Here is a 14,037-nt window from a genome sequence, read left to right on the forward strand (position 1 = left end):
GGGTGACCCTTCCCGTTGGCTGGAGCGCGCGCCGCCCCACTCTTGACGACGTCCCGGCGATCCTCGCGGTGGTGCACGCCGCCGACACCTTCGCGATCGGCCACCCCGACTTCGACGCCGAGGATGTCGAGGCCGCGCTGACCGCCCCCTTCGTCGACCCGGCGCTCGACTCCTGGCTGGTCAGCGACCCCGACGGGAGGGTCGTCGGGTGGACCGTGGTGGACAACCCGACCGGGGTGGGCCGGGAGTTCGTCGGCGTCTTCGTCGACCCGGTGCGCGCCGAGGCGGTGCGCGTCCCCCTGCTCACCCGGATGCTGGACCGGGTCGCGGAGCGGGCCGCCGAGCGGGGCCTGGCCGCGTTGACCGTCCGCACCACCGCCTGCGCGCCGGAGACCCGGTGGGTGGCGGAGCTGGCCGAGGCCGGCTTCACCCGGGCGAAGCGGTACGTGCGGATGAGCAGGACACTGACGGGCCTGCCCGCCGAGCCGCCGTGCCCGCCCGGGGTGACGATCCGCCCGCTGCACGCCGGGGACGAGGCCGACCTGCGCCTGTTCCACCGGATCTTCGACACGGCGTTCCGGGACACCTCGGACTACGAGCCGGTCGGGTACGACCAGTGGCGGGAGCACCTGCCCCCGTACGCCAGGACCTGGGACGAGTGGTTCGTCGCCGAGGTCGACGGGGTGCCGGCCGGCGCGTTGCAGTCGTCCGACCAGGCGTTGGAGCAGGACCAGGGGTGGGTCCGCACCCTGTCGGTGCTGCCGGCGTACCGGCGACACGGGGTGGGCGCCGCGCTGCTGCGGCGGGCCTTCACGGTCTACGCCGCCAAGGGCCGGCGGTCCGCCGGCCTGGGCGTCGACCTGGCCAATCCGACCTCGCCGGCGACGCTCTACCGCTCGGTGGGGCTGAACGAGGCGTGGTGGACCGACATGTACGAGCGGGCGGTTCCGGCGGCCGGCGTGTGACCGGAGCCGCCCGTCGGGGGGCGGCTCCGCGCGCCGCCACCCACCGGGAGCAGACTGGGGGGCGTGGGAGACGCGCTACGCCGACGCGGTGCCGGTGGGGCGGGACCGCAGCTCGCTGACGTAGTCGTCGGGCGCGCCCGCCTTCTCGGCGGCGTTGGCGATCTCCGACAGGTACCACGCCGTCGGCAGGCCGCCCTCGTACCCGTCGAAGACGTAGACCCAGGCGGTCACGTCCCCGTCGAGGGTGGAGACCCGGACGTGCAGCTTGCGGTACGTCCCGGAGGTCACCCCCTCGATCTCGTCGAGCTGGACGGTGTCGTACGGGTTGATGTCGTAGAGCGCGACGAACACCCGCTCGCCGGGGGACTCGACGATGGTGCTGACCGCACCCTCCCAGCCGATGACGCCCTCGCCCGCGAATGTGAGCCGCCAGCCTTCCAGCCAGCCGATGCCAACCATCGGCGAATGCGGACAGTAGGCACGCATCCGGGCGGGGTCAAGGTTTGAGCCGTAGGCGGCGTAATGACGCACGGCGATGACGATAGCCCGACGGACGGGCGGGGGAGAATACGACGGTGCGTGTCGGACGTGTCGGAGAGAAGAAAGTCACTGTGAGCATGGACGAGGGGCGAGAGCTGTGAGCCAGATCGTGATCATCGGCGGAGGGCCGGCCGGGTACGAGGCGGCCCTGGTCGCCGCCCAGCTGGACGCTGATGTCACCGTGGTGGAGGCCGAGGGGGCCGGCGGTGCCTGCGTGCTGTCCGACTGCGTCCCGTCCAAGACCTTCATCGCCAGCTCAGAGGTGGTCACCGGGTACCGGGACACCGAGGAGTTCGGGGTGCACTCCGACGGGCTGGAGGCGGTCACCGTCGACGCCCGGGCGGTGCACGAGCGGGTCAAGCGGCTCGCCCTTCACCAGTCCGCCGACATCCACGCCAAGCTGATCAAGGCTGGCGTCACCTTCGTGGCCGGCACGGCCCGGCTCGGCGAGGACACGCTCGGTCACACCCACCGGGTCGTCGTCAACCCCACCGACGGGGCCGAGGAGTACTCGATCGCCGCGTCGACCGTGCTGGTCGCCACCGGGGCCACCCCGCGTCAGCTCCCCACCGCCCTGCCCGACGGCGAGCGCATCCTGACCTGGCGGCAGGTCTACGACCTGCCCGAGCTGCCCGAGCACCTGATCGTGGTCGGCTCGGGCGTCACCGGGGCCGAGTTCGCCAGCGCGTACCTGGCCATGGGGGTCGAGGTCACCCTCGTCTCCAGCCGGGACCGGGTGATGCCGCACGAGGACGCCGACGCCGCGATGGCCATCGAGCGGGTCTTCCGCTCCCGGGGGATGACCATCCTCAACAACTCCCGCGCCGAGGGCGTCCACCGCACCGCCGACGGGGTGGAGGTGGAGCTGGCCGACGGCCGGCTGGTGCAGGGCTCGCACGCGCTGATCGCCGTCGGGTCGATCCCCAACACGGCCGGCCTGGGCCTCGGCGAGTACGGCGTCGAGCTGGCCCGGGGCGGCTACGTCACCGTCGACCGGGTGTCCCGGACCAACGTCCCCGGCGTCTACGCCGCCGGCGACTGCACGGGGGTGCTGCCGCTGGCCAGCGTCGCCGCGATGCAGGGCCGGATCGCGATGTGGCACACGCTCGGCGAGGCGGTCCGGCCGCTGCGGTTGCGTACGGTCGCGGCGAACGTCTTCACCGACCCGGAGCTGGCCACCGTCGGCGTCTCCCAGGACGAGGTGGACGCCGGCAAGACGCCCGCCCGTCAGGTGATGCTGCCGCTGGGGGGCAACGCCCGGGCGAAGATGGACGACCTGGCCGACGGTTTCGTCAAGCTGTTCTGCCGCCCGGCCAGCGGCCAGGTGATCGGCGGCGTAGTGGTGGCTCCGAAGGCGAGCGAGCTGATCCTGCCGATCACCCTGGCGGTGGAGAACAACCTCACGGTCAACGAGCTGGCCCAGACGATCACCATCTACCCGAGCCTGTCGGGCTCCATCACGGAGGCCGCCCGCCAGCTCATGCTCCACGAGCTGGAGTAGCCGCCCCCAGCCGGCTCGTCGGTCAGTCGGCCGGGGCCTCGGGACGGGTGCGGCGGGCGCTGAAGGCCGTCATCGCCCATCCGGCCCCCGCGAAGCCGGCCGCCGCCGCGCCGGCGATCACCAGCAGTTGCCACGCCGACTCGGTCAGCGCCGTGCCGCCCAGGTGCCCGACCATCGCCCCGTACGTGGCCCAGCCGGCCGCCGCCACCGCCTCGTACGTCAGGAACAACCGGTACGGGTACCGGCTGCGGCCGGCGGCGAAGCAGGCGGCCATCCGGCCGCCCGGCACGAACCGGCAGAGCAGGATCACCAGCGGGCCGGGCCGGCGCAGTCCCCGGGTCATCCGTCCGGCCATCCGGCGGGCTCGGCTCGGCTCGCCCTGCCGGCCCTGCCGGCGGTCCGGTGCGCCCCGGCCGATCAGGTAACAGGCCAGGTCACCGGCGAAGACGCCGAGCGCGCCGACCCCGATGGTCAGCGGGAGGTTCAGCCCGCCGTACACGGTGAGCGCCCCACCCGTGATCATGATCGCCTGGGTGGGGATGACCGGCACGAACGCGTCGACCGCCAGCAGCCCGAGCAGCGCCAGGTACGCCCACAGCGGCGACGCCATGTGGGTGAGTAGCTCAAGCACGACTGACACCTCGCCGGGTCCGGCAGATTGGGTGCCCCGAGCCTGACCCCGTGGCGGGCATCACCGGAGACCACCCCGGTCGGCGGTGACCACCGACACGGCGGTTCCGGCCCCTGACGTGCCAGGACGCGGCGGCTCGACTGCCCTGGCGACCTCGGCGTACGGGCCGAGCCGGGCGGCGGATCGGCTACGGGCGGCGTACCGTTGTCGGCGCGCGGCCCCGGGCGCGTCGGGCCCCCCGTTTCCGACGACCGGGCCGCGGCGGGCCGCCGGCAGGTCCCGTGCCGGCGGCCCGCTCCTGCGTCGCGCGCCCGTCGGAAGCCCGCCCAGGCGCGATGCGCGCAGCAGACGGGCCCCGAAATCGGATGCGTGCCGGCCTGCCGCCGGTCTACGGTCTCCCCATGCGCAGCGCGGTACAGACCACGACGCCGGGAAACCCCGGCGCGCCGCACTGACGTCACCGTCATCGAGGCCCCGGGGCGATCCGCCCCGGGGCCTCGCGGCGTTCCGGGCCAGGTCGCCTCCGGGTCGTACCCGAGGGAGAGCGACATGATCGACCACCGCAGGCTCGGCCGGGAGCTGGAGCTGTTCGTCTCCGACCCGCTGGCCGGCGCCGGCCTGCCCATCTGGCTGCCGGCGGGCGCCGCCGCCCGATACGCCGTCGAGGCGTACGTCCACGAACTGGAGCGACGGGCCGGCTACCAGCACGTCTACTCGCCGCCGCTGGGCAAGCGGGAGCTGTTCGAGCTCTCCGGCCACCTCGGCTACTTTGCCGACGACATGTTCCCGCCGATGCGGCTGAGCCCGGACGACGAGTTCGTGCTCCGCCCGGCGCTCTGCCCGCACCACGCCCTGGTCTTCCGGGCCCGGGGCCGGTCCTACCGGGAACTGCCGCTGCGGGTCGGCGAGCTGGGCGGGATGTACCGGGCGGAGCGCTCGGGGGTGCTCGGCGGATTGTCCCGGGTGCGCGCCATCTCGCTCAACGACGCGCACAACTTCTGCGCCCTGGACCAGGTGGGTGAGGAGGTCGCGGCGATCCTGGCGCTGATCCGCGAGGCGCACGCCGCGCTCGGCGTCCGCCCGGCGGGTTTCCGGCTGTCGCTGCGCGGTCCGGGCCAGCGGTACGTCGGCACCGACGAGCAGTGGCGCCGGGCCGAGGATCTGCTCCGGGAGGCGCTGAACGGCGTGGACGTCGTCGAGGCGCCCGGCGACGCCGCGTTCTACGGGCCGAAGATCGACATTCAGGTCGCCGACCCGGCCGGCCGGGAGTCCACCCTCGCCACCGTCCAGCTCGACTTCGACAAGCCCGAGAAGTTCGACCTGTCGTACACCGACTCCGACGGCGGCCGACGGCGGCCGGTGATGGTGCACCGCAGCCTGGTCGGCAGTATGGAACGGCTGTTCGCCCACCTGATCGAAGCGCACAACGGCGCCTTCCCGCCCTGGTACGCCCCCGTGCAGGTGACCGTGCTCCCGGTCGACCCCGAGGACCCGGGCCAGGCCGCGGCGGCCGACCGGCTCGCCCGGGACGCCGTCGCGCTCGGCCTGCGGGCCGAGGTCGACGGGGGTGGGTCGCTGGGCTCCCGGATCCGCGACACCGCCCGCCGCCGGGTGCCGTACGTCGCGGTGCTCGGCGCCCGGGAGGCGGCCGACGGCGCGGTCGCCCTGCGCCTGCGCGACGGCCGCCGCCTGGACCCGCGGCCCGCCGCCGACGCCCTGGCCCTGGTCGCGTCGGTGGTCGTCACCCGGTCGGCGGCGCTGCTGCCCTGACCCCGGCCCGTCACCCGGACCGGGGTCGGTAGCTGTCGCTGGATCCCCGGTCACGGCGATCAGCCCTGGACCGAGGCGGCGGTGTGCGGGGCCGGGTCGGGGGGAAGGACCGGGTCGGGCTGGCCGAACTGGGACTGGTAGAGCCGGTGGTACGCGCCCCGGGCGGCCAGCAGCCGCTCGTGGGTGCCCTGCTCGACGATGCTGCCGTTCTCCATCATCAGGATCAGGTCCGCGTCCCGGATGGTGGAGAGACGGTGGGCGATGACGAAGCTGGTCCGGTCCGAGCGCAGCGCCGCCATGGCCCGCTGGAGCAGCACCTCGGTCCGGGTGTCCACCGAGCTGGTCGCCTCGTCGAGGATCAGCAGCGACGGCTCGGCCAGGAACGCCCGGGCGATGGTGATGAGCTGCTTCTCGCCGGCGCTGACGTTGTTGCCCTCCTCGTCGATGACGGTGTCGTAGCCGTTGGGGAGGCTGCGGACGAACCGGTCCACGAAGGTGGCCCGGGCGGCGGCGACGATCTCCTCCTCGCTGGCGGTCGGCCGGCCGTACGCGATGTTGTCCCGGATGGTGCCGCCGAACAGCCAGGTGTCCTGGAGCACCATGCCGATCCGGCCGCGCAGGTCGTCCCGGCTCAGGGTGGTGACGTCCACCCCGTCCAGGGTGATCCGGCCGGCGTCCAGCTCGTAGAAGCGCATGATCAGGTTGACCAGGGTGGTCTTGCCCGCCCCGGTCGGCCCGACGATCGCCACCGTGTGCCCCGGCTCGGCGACCAGCGACAGGTCCTCGATCAACGGCTTGTCCGGCTCGTACCGGAAGGAGACGTGCTCGAACTCGACCCGGCCGTGCGGGTCGGTCACCCGGGCCGGCGCGGCCGGGTCGGGGCTCTGCTCGTCGGCGTCGAGGACGGCGAACACCCGCTCGGCGGACGCCACCCCGGACTGGAGCAGGTTCGCCATCGAGGCGACCTGGGTGAGCGGCTGGGTGAACATCCGGGAGTACTGGATGAACGCCTGTACGTCGCCGAGGCTCATCGACCCCGACGCCACCCGCAGGCCGCCGACCACGGCGATGGCCATGTAGCTGAGGTTCCCGACGAACATCATCGCCGGCATGATGATCCCGGAGATGAACTGGGCGCCGAAGCTGGCCCGGAACAGCTCCTCGTTCTTGGCGGTGAAGGTCGCCTCCACCTCGCGCTGCCGGCCGAAGACCTTGACCAGCTCGTGGCCGGTGAACGCCTCCTCGATCTGGCCGTTCAGCTCGCCGGTGTGCTTCCACTGGGCGATGAACTTCGGCTGCGAGCGCTTGGTGATCTGGCCGGTCACCACCACCGACAGCGGCACCGCGACCAGGACGACCAGCGCCAGCAGCGGCGAGATCCAGAACATCATGGCCAGTACGCCGACCAGGGTGAGCAGCGAGGTGAGCAACTGGCTCAGGGTCTGCTGGAGGGTCTGCGAGATGTTGTCGATGTCGTTGGTGACCCGGCTGAGCAGCTCGCCGCGCGGTTGCTTGTCGAAGTAGGGCAGCGGCAGCCGGTTCAGCTTCTCCTCCACCTCGGCGCGCAGCCGCAGCACGGTGCGCTGCACCACGCCGTTGAGCAGCCAGCCCTGCCACCACATCAGCAGGCTGGACGCCAGGTAGAGGACGAGCGCCAGCAGCAGCACCCGACCCAGCGCGGTGAAGTCGATGCCCACCCCGGGCACCAGGTCCATCCGGGCGAGCATGTCGGCGAAGTTGTCGTTGCCGGACGCCCGGGCCGCCGCCACGGCCTGCTCGGCGGTGGTCCCGGGCGGGAGCTGCCGGCCGATCGCCCCGCTGAAGATCAGGTCGGTGGCGTGGCCGAGGACCTTCGGTCCGTACACGCTGAACCCGACGCTGATCAGGGCGAGCCCGACGATGACGACGATCGGGAGCCGGTGTGGCCGCAGCCGCCCCAGCAGCCGGCGGGCCGACGGCCCGAAGTTCATCGACTTCTCGGTCGGCATGCCGGCGCTCGGCAGCGGGCCGCCGCGGTGGCCGCCCTGAGGCAGCCGCTTCGGCGTCTGCGCCTGGGCGCCGGCTGCGGGCCGGCCCTGCGGCGCGGGCTTCTGACCCGGTACGGCGGTCATGCCGGCACCCCCGCGCTCTGCTGGGAGGCGACGATCTCCGCGTACGTCGGGCAGTTCTCCAGTAACTCGGCGTGTCGGCCCATTCCGACGATGCCCCCGTCCTCAAGCACGATGATCTGGTCGGCGTCGACGATCGTCGAGACCCGTTGGGCCACGATCACCATCGCCGCGTCTGCGGTGACCGGCCGCAGCGCCGCCCGGAGCCGGGCGTCGGTGCCGAGGTCGAGTGCCGAGAACGAGTCGTCGAACAGGTAGATCTCCGGCCGCCGGACCAGGGCCCGGGCGATGGCCAGGCGCTGCCGCTGCCCGCCGGAGACGTTGGTGCCGCCCTGCGCGATCGGGGCGTCCAACCCTTCGGACAGCTCGGCGACGAAGTCGCGCGCCTGGGCGATCTCCAGGGCCGCCCACAGCTCCGCGTCGGTGGCGTCCGGGTTGCCGTACCGCAGGTTGCTGGCGATCGTCCCGCTGAACAGGTACGGCCGCTGCGGCACCAGCCCGATCCGCCGCCACAGCTCGTCGGGCGCCAGGTCGCGGACGTCCATCCCGTCGACCAGCACCGCGCCCGCCGTGGTGTCGACCAGCCGGGGGACCAGCGAGAGCAGGGTGCTCTTGCCGGATCCGGTGCTGCCGATGATCGCCGTCGTGCGCCCGGCCGTGACCCGGAAGGAGATGTCGTGCAGCACCGGCTCGCTCGCCCCCGGGTACTGGAACCGCACGTCGCGCAGCTCCAGCTCGCCCCGGCCGGTCACCTCGGTGACCGGCGCGGCCGGCGGGACCACCGAGGAGTCGGTGTCCAGCACCTCGACGATCCGCTCGGCGCAGACTGCGGCGCGCGGCACCATCATCAGCATGAAGGTGGCCATCAGGACGGCCATCAGGATCTGCATCAGGTACACGAGGAAGGCGGTGAGCGCGCCGATCTGGATCTGCCCGGAGTCCACCCGTTGCGCGCCGAACCACAGCACCGCGACGCTGGAGACGTTGAGCACCAGCATCACCACCGGGAAGATGAGGGCCATCAGCCGGCCGGTGTGCAGTGCGGTCGCGGTCAGGTCGACGTTCGCGCGGGCGAAGCGTTCCGTCTCGTACGGCTCGCGGACGAACGCCCGGACCACCCGGATGCCCGTGATCTGCTCGCGCAGCACCCGGTTGACGATGTCGATCCGGGTCTGCATGAGCCGGAAACCGGGCACCGTCCGCCGGACGATCAGCCCGAGCGCGAGCGCCAGCACCGGGACGCAGACCAGCATCAGCCAGGACAGCCCGACGTCCTCGCGCAGCGCCATCACCACCCCGCCGACGCTCATGATCGGCGCGCCGACGAGCATCGTGCAGCTCATCAGCACGAGCATCTGCACCTGTTGCACGTCGTTGGTGTTGCGGGTGATCAACGAGGGCGCGCCGAACCGGGCCACCTCACGGGCGGAGAAGCGGTTGACGTGGCCGAAGATCTCCGCCCGGACGTCCCGCCCGAAGCCCATCGCCGTGCGGGCGCCGAGGTAGGCCGCAGCGGTCGAGCAGGCGATCTGGGCCAGGCTGACCAGCAGCATCCAGCCGCCGGTGCGCAAGATGTAGTCGGTGTCGCCACGGGCCACGCCCTGGTCGATGATGTCGGCGTTGAGGCTCGGCAGGTAGAGCGAGGCCATCGTGCCGACGAACTGAAGCGCCACCACCGCCGCCAGCGGGCGGTGGTAGGGGCGCAGGTGGGTGCGGAGTAGCCGGATCAGCACGCCGGCTCCTGCGGTCTCGTTTCGGGACTTGTCATCTGTGGCTCCTCTCCACTGCCGATGACCTCGATCAGGAACTCCCGGATCACGGCTGCCTTCGCCGGGTCGGCGTCGACGGAGGTCAGCGGTCCCCTGGTCTGCATGAGGGTGATGAGCTTGGCGACCCGCTCCCGGCCGGCGGGGGTGAGGGCCAGCCGCACGCTGCGCCGGTCGGCGTCGTCGCGGTGCCGCTCCACCAGGCCGTCGCGTTCCAGGGTGTCGACGATGCCGGTGAGGGTGGCGGGTCGGACGAAGCAGCGCTCGGCGACCACCCGGTGCGGCAGCTCACCGTGCCGGGCGAGGGTGATCAGGGTGCCCATGCCGGCCTGGGTGAGGCCGTGCTCCTCGGCCAGGTGGCGGTTCCACTGCTGGCCGACGATGTGGCCGGCGGTGACCAACAGACGGCCCAGCGGCACGTCTCCCAGCCCGATCACATCCATACCCCTCAGATTAGCTCCCTGATAGTCAGGCCCCAAACGATATACCGACGGTGACGGTGAGGAACACCGCTTGGAGCAACGTGCGTGGGGCGAGCGGGGTTACCGGCCGTCCGGCCAGTGTCAGGCCGCGGCGGGCGGCCGAGACGTTGGCCGGGAACATGGCGATCAGCAGGAGCCCCAGCCCGGCCGCCGCCCATCGGGCCGTGGCGGGGACGAGCAGCCCGGCCGCGCCGGCCAACTCCAGCACCCCGGTGGCGGTGACCAGCAGCTCGGGGCGGGGCAGCCGGGGCGGCACCATGGCCACCAGGCCGGCCCGGCGGGGGTTGGTGAAGTGGGCCAGGCCGGTGAGCACGAACATGACGGCCAGCCCGACGCGCAGCGCGGGGTGCCAGCCGTCGAGGGGGCCGACGCCGGCCAGGCCGGCCAGCCGGGCGAGTGCGGTGCCGGCCACGAGGGCGATCAGCGGAACCATCAGGGAGCCTCCTCTGGGCGGATCTTGTCGCTGGCAAGTTTCGCCTCCCGGCGACTATCTTGTCAACAGCAAGATAGGCTGGCGCCATGACTGGAACGCGCGGCTACCACCACGGCGACCTGCGCCGAACCCTGCTCACCGCGGCGGTGCAGGTGATCGAGGAGGCTGGGCCGGCTGCACTGAGCCTGCGTGACCTGGCCCGCCGGGCCGGCGTCTCGCACGCCGCCCCGGCCCACCACTTCGGCGACAAGGCCGGGCTGCTCACCGCCCTCGCCGCCGACGGGTTCGACCTGCTCGCCAAGGCGCTGCACGGCGCGGGCGACGACCTGCTGGACAGGGGCGTCGCGTACGTCGACTTCGCGGTCCGGCACCGCGCGCACTTCGAGGTGATGTTCCGCCCGGACCTCTACCGGCCCGACGCGGAGGAACTGGTGGCGGCCCGCCAGCGCGCCGGCGCCGCGTTGAACTCGGGCGTCGCCGCGCTGCCCGAGGACCGCCCGACGGCGGAGGATCCACAGGGCGACGCGCTCGCGGCCTGGTCGATCGTGCACGGCTTCGCCACACTCTGGCTCTCGGGCGCGCTGCCGGCCCGGGTCGGCGACGACCCCCGGGCCGCGGCCCGGGCGATCGCCGGCCGCCTCTTCCCGAAGGAGTGACGGCGCCGGCCGCCGGACCGGCGGCTCACCAGCTCGTGCGCAGTGGCATCCCCTCGGTGTAGCCGGCCACGCTCTGCACCCCGACCAGGGCTCGGTCGTGGAATTCGGTCAGGTTTCGCGCGCCCGCGTACGTGAACGCGCTGCGCACCCCGGCGATGATCTCGTCGATCAGGTCCTCCACGCCCGGCCGGGTCGGGTCCAGGTACATCCGGGCCGAGGAGATGCCCTCCTCGAAGACTGCCTTGCGGGCCCGGTCGAACGGGCTGTCGTCGGCGGTCCGGGCGCTGACCGCCCGGGACGAGGCCATCCCGAAGCTCTCCTTGTACCGCCGGCCGTCCGCGTCGGTGTACAGGTCACCCGGTGACTCGTACGTGCCGGCGAACCAGGACCCGATCATCACGTTCGACGCGCCGGCCGCCAGCGCGAGCGCCACGTCCCGGGGGTGCCGCACCCCGCCGTCGGCCCAGACGTGCCGGCCCAGGTCCCGGGCCGCCGCCGCGCAGTCGAGCACGGCGGAGAACTGCGGCCGGCCGACCCCGGTCATCATCCGGGTGGTGCACATCGCGCCTGGCCCGACGCCCACCTTCACGATGTCCGCGCCGGCCTCGACCAGGTCGCGTACCCCGTCGGCGGTGACCACGTTGCCGGCCGCGACCGGGACGCCCGGGTCGAGCCTGCGCACCGCCCGCAGCGCGGAGAGCATCCGTTCCTGGTGGCCGTGGGCGGTGTCCACCACCAGGGTGTCCACCCCCGCCTCCAGCAGTGCGGCGGCCTTGCCGGTGACGTCGCCGTTGATCCCGACCGCCGCCGCGACCCGCAGCCGGCCCTGGTCGTCCGTCGCCGGCCGGTAGAGGGTGGCGCGCAGCGCGCCCTTGCGGGTCAGCACCCCGACGAGGCGGCCCTCGCCGTCCACCACCGGCGCGAGCCGCCGCCGGCCCGCCGAGAGCCGGTCGAATCCGGTACGCGGGTCCGCGTCCGCCGGCACCGTGTGCAGCTCGGTCGACATCACGTGCCGGAGCTGGGCGAACCGGTCCACCCCGACGGTGTCCGCCTCGGTCACCACGCCCAGCGGGCGGCCGGCCTCGTCGATCACGACCACCGCGCCGTGCGAGCGCTTCGGCAGCAGGTGGATGGCGTCGCCGACGGTGTCCGTCGGGCCGAGCGTGATCGCGGTGTCGTGCACCAGGTGCCGCCGCTTTACCCAGGCGACGACGGTGGCCACCACCTCGATGGGGATGTCCTGCGGGATCACCGCGACGGCACCACGCCGGGCGACCGTCTCGGCCATCCGCCGGCCGGCCACGGCCGTCATGTTCGCCACCACCAGGGGGATCGCCGTGCCCGTGCCGTCCGCGGTGGCCAGGTCGACGTCCAACCGGGAGCCGACCTCGGAGCGGGCGGGCGCCATGAAGACGTCGTTGTAGGTCAGGTCGTGCGCGGGGACCGCGCCATGAAGGAACCGCACGTCGCCATCATTCCCGCCCGTCGGCGTCCGCGCCTCCGGTGGTAGCCGAAAACACCCCGACCACGCCCGGGAGCCGGCATGGTCAGCCGAGCAGCAGGGTCACCGCGACCGCGACCATCACGAGGGCGACCGCGCCGTCGACGAGCCGCCAGGCCGCCGGGCGGGCCAGCACAGGCGCGAGCCGGTGGGCGGCGGCGCCGATGACCGTGAACCAGACCGCGCTGGCCAGCGCGGCTCCCGCGCCGAAGACCCAGTGGTGCGGATGCTGGCGGGCCACCCCACCGAGCAGGAGGACGGTGTCGAGGTACACGTGCGGGTTGAGGTAGGTGAACGCGAGGCAGGCCAGCAGCGTCGCCCCGAGGGGTACCGGCGGCCGGTCGGCGGGGGAGAGCGCGCCGGGTCGTAGCGCGCGGCGGACGGCCAGCGCGGCGTACCCGAGCAGGAATGCGGCGCCGAGCCAACGGACGGCGGTGACGGCGGCGGGGTGGTCCGCCGTGGCGGTGCCCATGCCGGCGATGCCGAGTGAGATGAGCAGCGCGTCGGACGCGGCGCAGACGGCGACCACCGGCACGACGTGCTCCCGGCGCAGGCCCTGCCGCAGCACGAAGGCGTTCTGCGCGCCGATGGCGGCGATCAGCGCGATGGAGAGGGAGAAGCCGGCGGCGGCGGAGCCGGCCACGGAGCTGCTGAGGATTTCGGGCACGGGCCGACGCTACGAGCCGCAGGCGATGCAGCCCAGCTAAAGATTCTCATGGCGGATAAGCTCAGCTTCATCATGTTGGACTCCGCGCAGCTCAGGACGTTCGCCGCGGTGGTCGGCGAGGGCAGCTTCGAGGCGGCGGCGCAGTCCCTGCACGTCACCCCCTCGGCCGTCAGCCAGCGGATCAAGGCGCTGGAACAGACCGTCGGGCAGGTGCTCATCCGTCGGTCGAAGCCGTGCCGGGCCACCGACGCGGGCCGCCCGCTGCTGCGGCTGGCCGGGCAGGTGGCCCTGCTGGAGCGGGAGGCGCTGCACGCCGCCCGGCCGCCGACGGTCGGCGGGCCCGCCCCCACCCGGGTGACGGTCGTCGCGAACGGGGACTCGCTCGGCACCTGGTTCGTCGGCGCGCTGGCGCTGCTGCCCACCGAAATGGCGCTGCTGTTCGACGTCCGCCGGGACGACGAGGACCACACGGTGGAGCTGATTCGCGACGGTACGGCGATGGCGGCGGTGACCGCGCAGCGGGAGGCCGTCCAGGGCTGCCGGGTGGAGCGGCTGGGCGCGATGCGGTACGTCGCGCTGGCCCGGGCCGGGTTCGCCGCCCGCCACTTCCCCGACGGGCTCACCGAGGCAGCCCTCACGTCGGCGCCGATGATGGCGTTCGACCGCAAGGACCAGCTTCAGCACAAGTTCGCCCGTACGGTGACCCGCCGTCGGATCGACCCACCGATCCACTACGTCCCGTCCTTCGACGGCTTCAACGAGGCGGTGCGGCTCGGGCTGGGCTGGGGCATGGTCCCGGAGCGGCTCGCCCGCGCCGACATCGCCGCCGGGCACTGCGTCGACCTCGGCGCCGGGCGTCACCTGGACCGCCCGTTGTACTGGCAGCACTGGCGGGTGGCCTCCGCCACCCTGGACGCGCTGACCGCCGCCGTCCGGGCGGTGGCGGGCGCCGAGCTGCGCTGACGCCGCCCCGCCCGCGTCCCACCGGGGTCGGGTAGGCCTGTGCGGCGCTGACGC

General features: G+C 73.2%; 13 protein-coding genes. 5 read left to right on the plus strand and 8 right to left on the minus strand.

All coding sequences use genetic code 11. The annotated features are described in order from the left end of the window. The first annotated feature begins 2 nt into the window (after positions 1–2). Entirely contained in the window at positions 3–965 is a 963-nt protein-coding gene (locus tag OG617_RS18375) for a GNAT family N-acetyltransferase (RefSeq protein WP_405103377.1), read from the plus strand. A gap of 75 nt (positions 966–1,040) precedes the next feature. Here OG617_RS18375 and OG617_RS18380 read toward each other — a convergent pair whose 3' ends face one another. Continuing rightward, a complete protein-coding gene (locus OG617_RS18380; protein WP_161686977.1) occupies positions 1,041–1,496 on the minus strand; it encodes a gamma-glutamylcyclotransferase in 456 nt (151 codons plus the stop codon). 106 nt (positions 1,497–1,602) lie between these two features. On the opposite strand from OG617_RS18380, the gene OG617_RS18385 reads away from it, so the two are divergent. Further along, positions 1,603–3,006 (plus strand): NAD(P)H-quinone dehydrogenase, encoded by a 1,404-nt coding sequence (locus OG617_RS18385; RefSeq protein ID WP_405103379.1) that lies wholly within the window; start codon positions 1,603–1,605, stop codon positions 3,004–3,006. A 22-nt stretch (positions 3,007–3,028) separates the two neighbouring features. On the opposite strand, the gene OG617_RS18390 is transcribed toward OG617_RS18385, so the two are convergent. Continuing rightward, complete coding sequence (locus tag OG617_RS18390) at positions 3,029–3,637, minus strand: DedA family protein (RefSeq protein WP_405103381.1); 609 nt, start codon at positions 3,635–3,637, stop codon at positions 3,029–3,031. Positions 3,638–4,186: 549 nt separating this feature from the next. Here OG617_RS18390 and thrS point away from each other — a divergent pair. After that, complete coding sequence (thrS, locus tag OG617_RS18395) at positions 4,187–5,407, plus strand: threonine--tRNA ligase (RefSeq protein WP_405103383.1); 1,221 nt, start codon at positions 4,187–4,189, stop codon at positions 5,405–5,407. A 59-nt stretch (positions 5,408–5,466) separates the two neighbouring features. Here the strand turns inward: thrS and OG617_RS18400 are convergent, their stop codons facing one another. From OG617_RS18400 to OG617_RS18415, 4 genes are all read right to left on the minus strand, one after another. Next, positions 5,467–7,395, minus strand: a complete 1,929-nt coding sequence (locus tag OG617_RS18400; RefSeq protein ID WP_405103789.1) for an ABC transporter ATP-binding protein — start codon at positions 7,393–7,395, stop codon at positions 5,467–5,469. A gap of 119 nt (positions 7,396–7,514) precedes the next feature. Then, a complete protein-coding gene (locus OG617_RS18405) occupies positions 7,515–9,248 on the minus strand; it encodes an ABC transporter ATP-binding protein (protein ID WP_405103385.1) in 1,734 nt (577 codons plus the stop codon). Then, positions 9,242–9,724, minus strand: coding sequence for a MarR family winged helix-turn-helix transcriptional regulator (locus OG617_RS18410; RefSeq protein ID WP_405103387.1), 483 nt, complete (start codon positions 9,722–9,724; stop codon positions 9,242–9,244). The genes OG617_RS18405 and OG617_RS18410 overlap by 7 nt, the downstream gene beginning before the upstream one ends. 25 nt (positions 9,725–9,749) lie before the next feature. Further along, a complete protein-coding gene (locus OG617_RS18415) occupies positions 9,750–10,196 on the minus strand; it encodes a DoxX family membrane protein (RefSeq protein WP_405103389.1) in 447 nt (148 codons plus the stop codon). An 86-nt stretch (positions 10,197–10,282) separates the two neighbouring features. On the opposite strand from OG617_RS18415, the gene OG617_RS18420 reads away from it, so the two are divergent. Continuing rightward, complete coding sequence (locus OG617_RS18420) at positions 10,283–10,852, plus strand: TetR/AcrR family transcriptional regulator (protein WP_405103391.1); 570 nt, start codon at positions 10,283–10,285, stop codon at positions 10,850–10,852. Positions 10,853–10,877: 25 nt separating this feature from the next. On the opposite strand, the gene OG617_RS18425 is transcribed toward OG617_RS18420, so the two are convergent. Together OG617_RS18425 and OG617_RS18430 are read right to left on the minus strand one after the other, a co-directional pair. Further along, positions 10,878–12,317, minus strand: coding sequence for a GuaB1 family IMP dehydrogenase-related protein (locus OG617_RS18425; protein ID WP_405103393.1), 1,440 nt, complete (start codon positions 12,315–12,317; stop codon positions 10,878–10,880). An 82-nt stretch (positions 12,318–12,399) separates the two neighbouring features. Next, positions 12,400–12,996 (minus strand): LysE/ArgO family amino acid transporter, encoded by a 597-nt coding sequence (locus OG617_RS18430; protein WP_405103791.1) that lies wholly within the window; start codon positions 12,994–12,996, stop codon positions 12,400–12,402. 96 nt (positions 12,997–13,092) lie between these two features. Between OG617_RS18430 and OG617_RS18435 the strand changes: the two genes are divergently transcribed. Continuing rightward, a complete protein-coding gene (locus tag OG617_RS18435) occupies positions 13,093–13,983 on the plus strand; it encodes a LysR family transcriptional regulator ArgP (RefSeq protein ID WP_405103793.1) in 891 nt (296 codons plus the stop codon). The last annotated feature ends 54 nt before the right edge of the window (positions 13,984–14,037 follow it).

The sequence above is a fragment of the Micromonospora sp. NBC_01412 genome (assembly GCF_045040215.1).
Classification (GTDB): Bacteria; Actinomycetota; Actinomycetes; order Mycobacteriales; family Micromonosporaceae; genus Micromonospora; species Micromonospora rubida.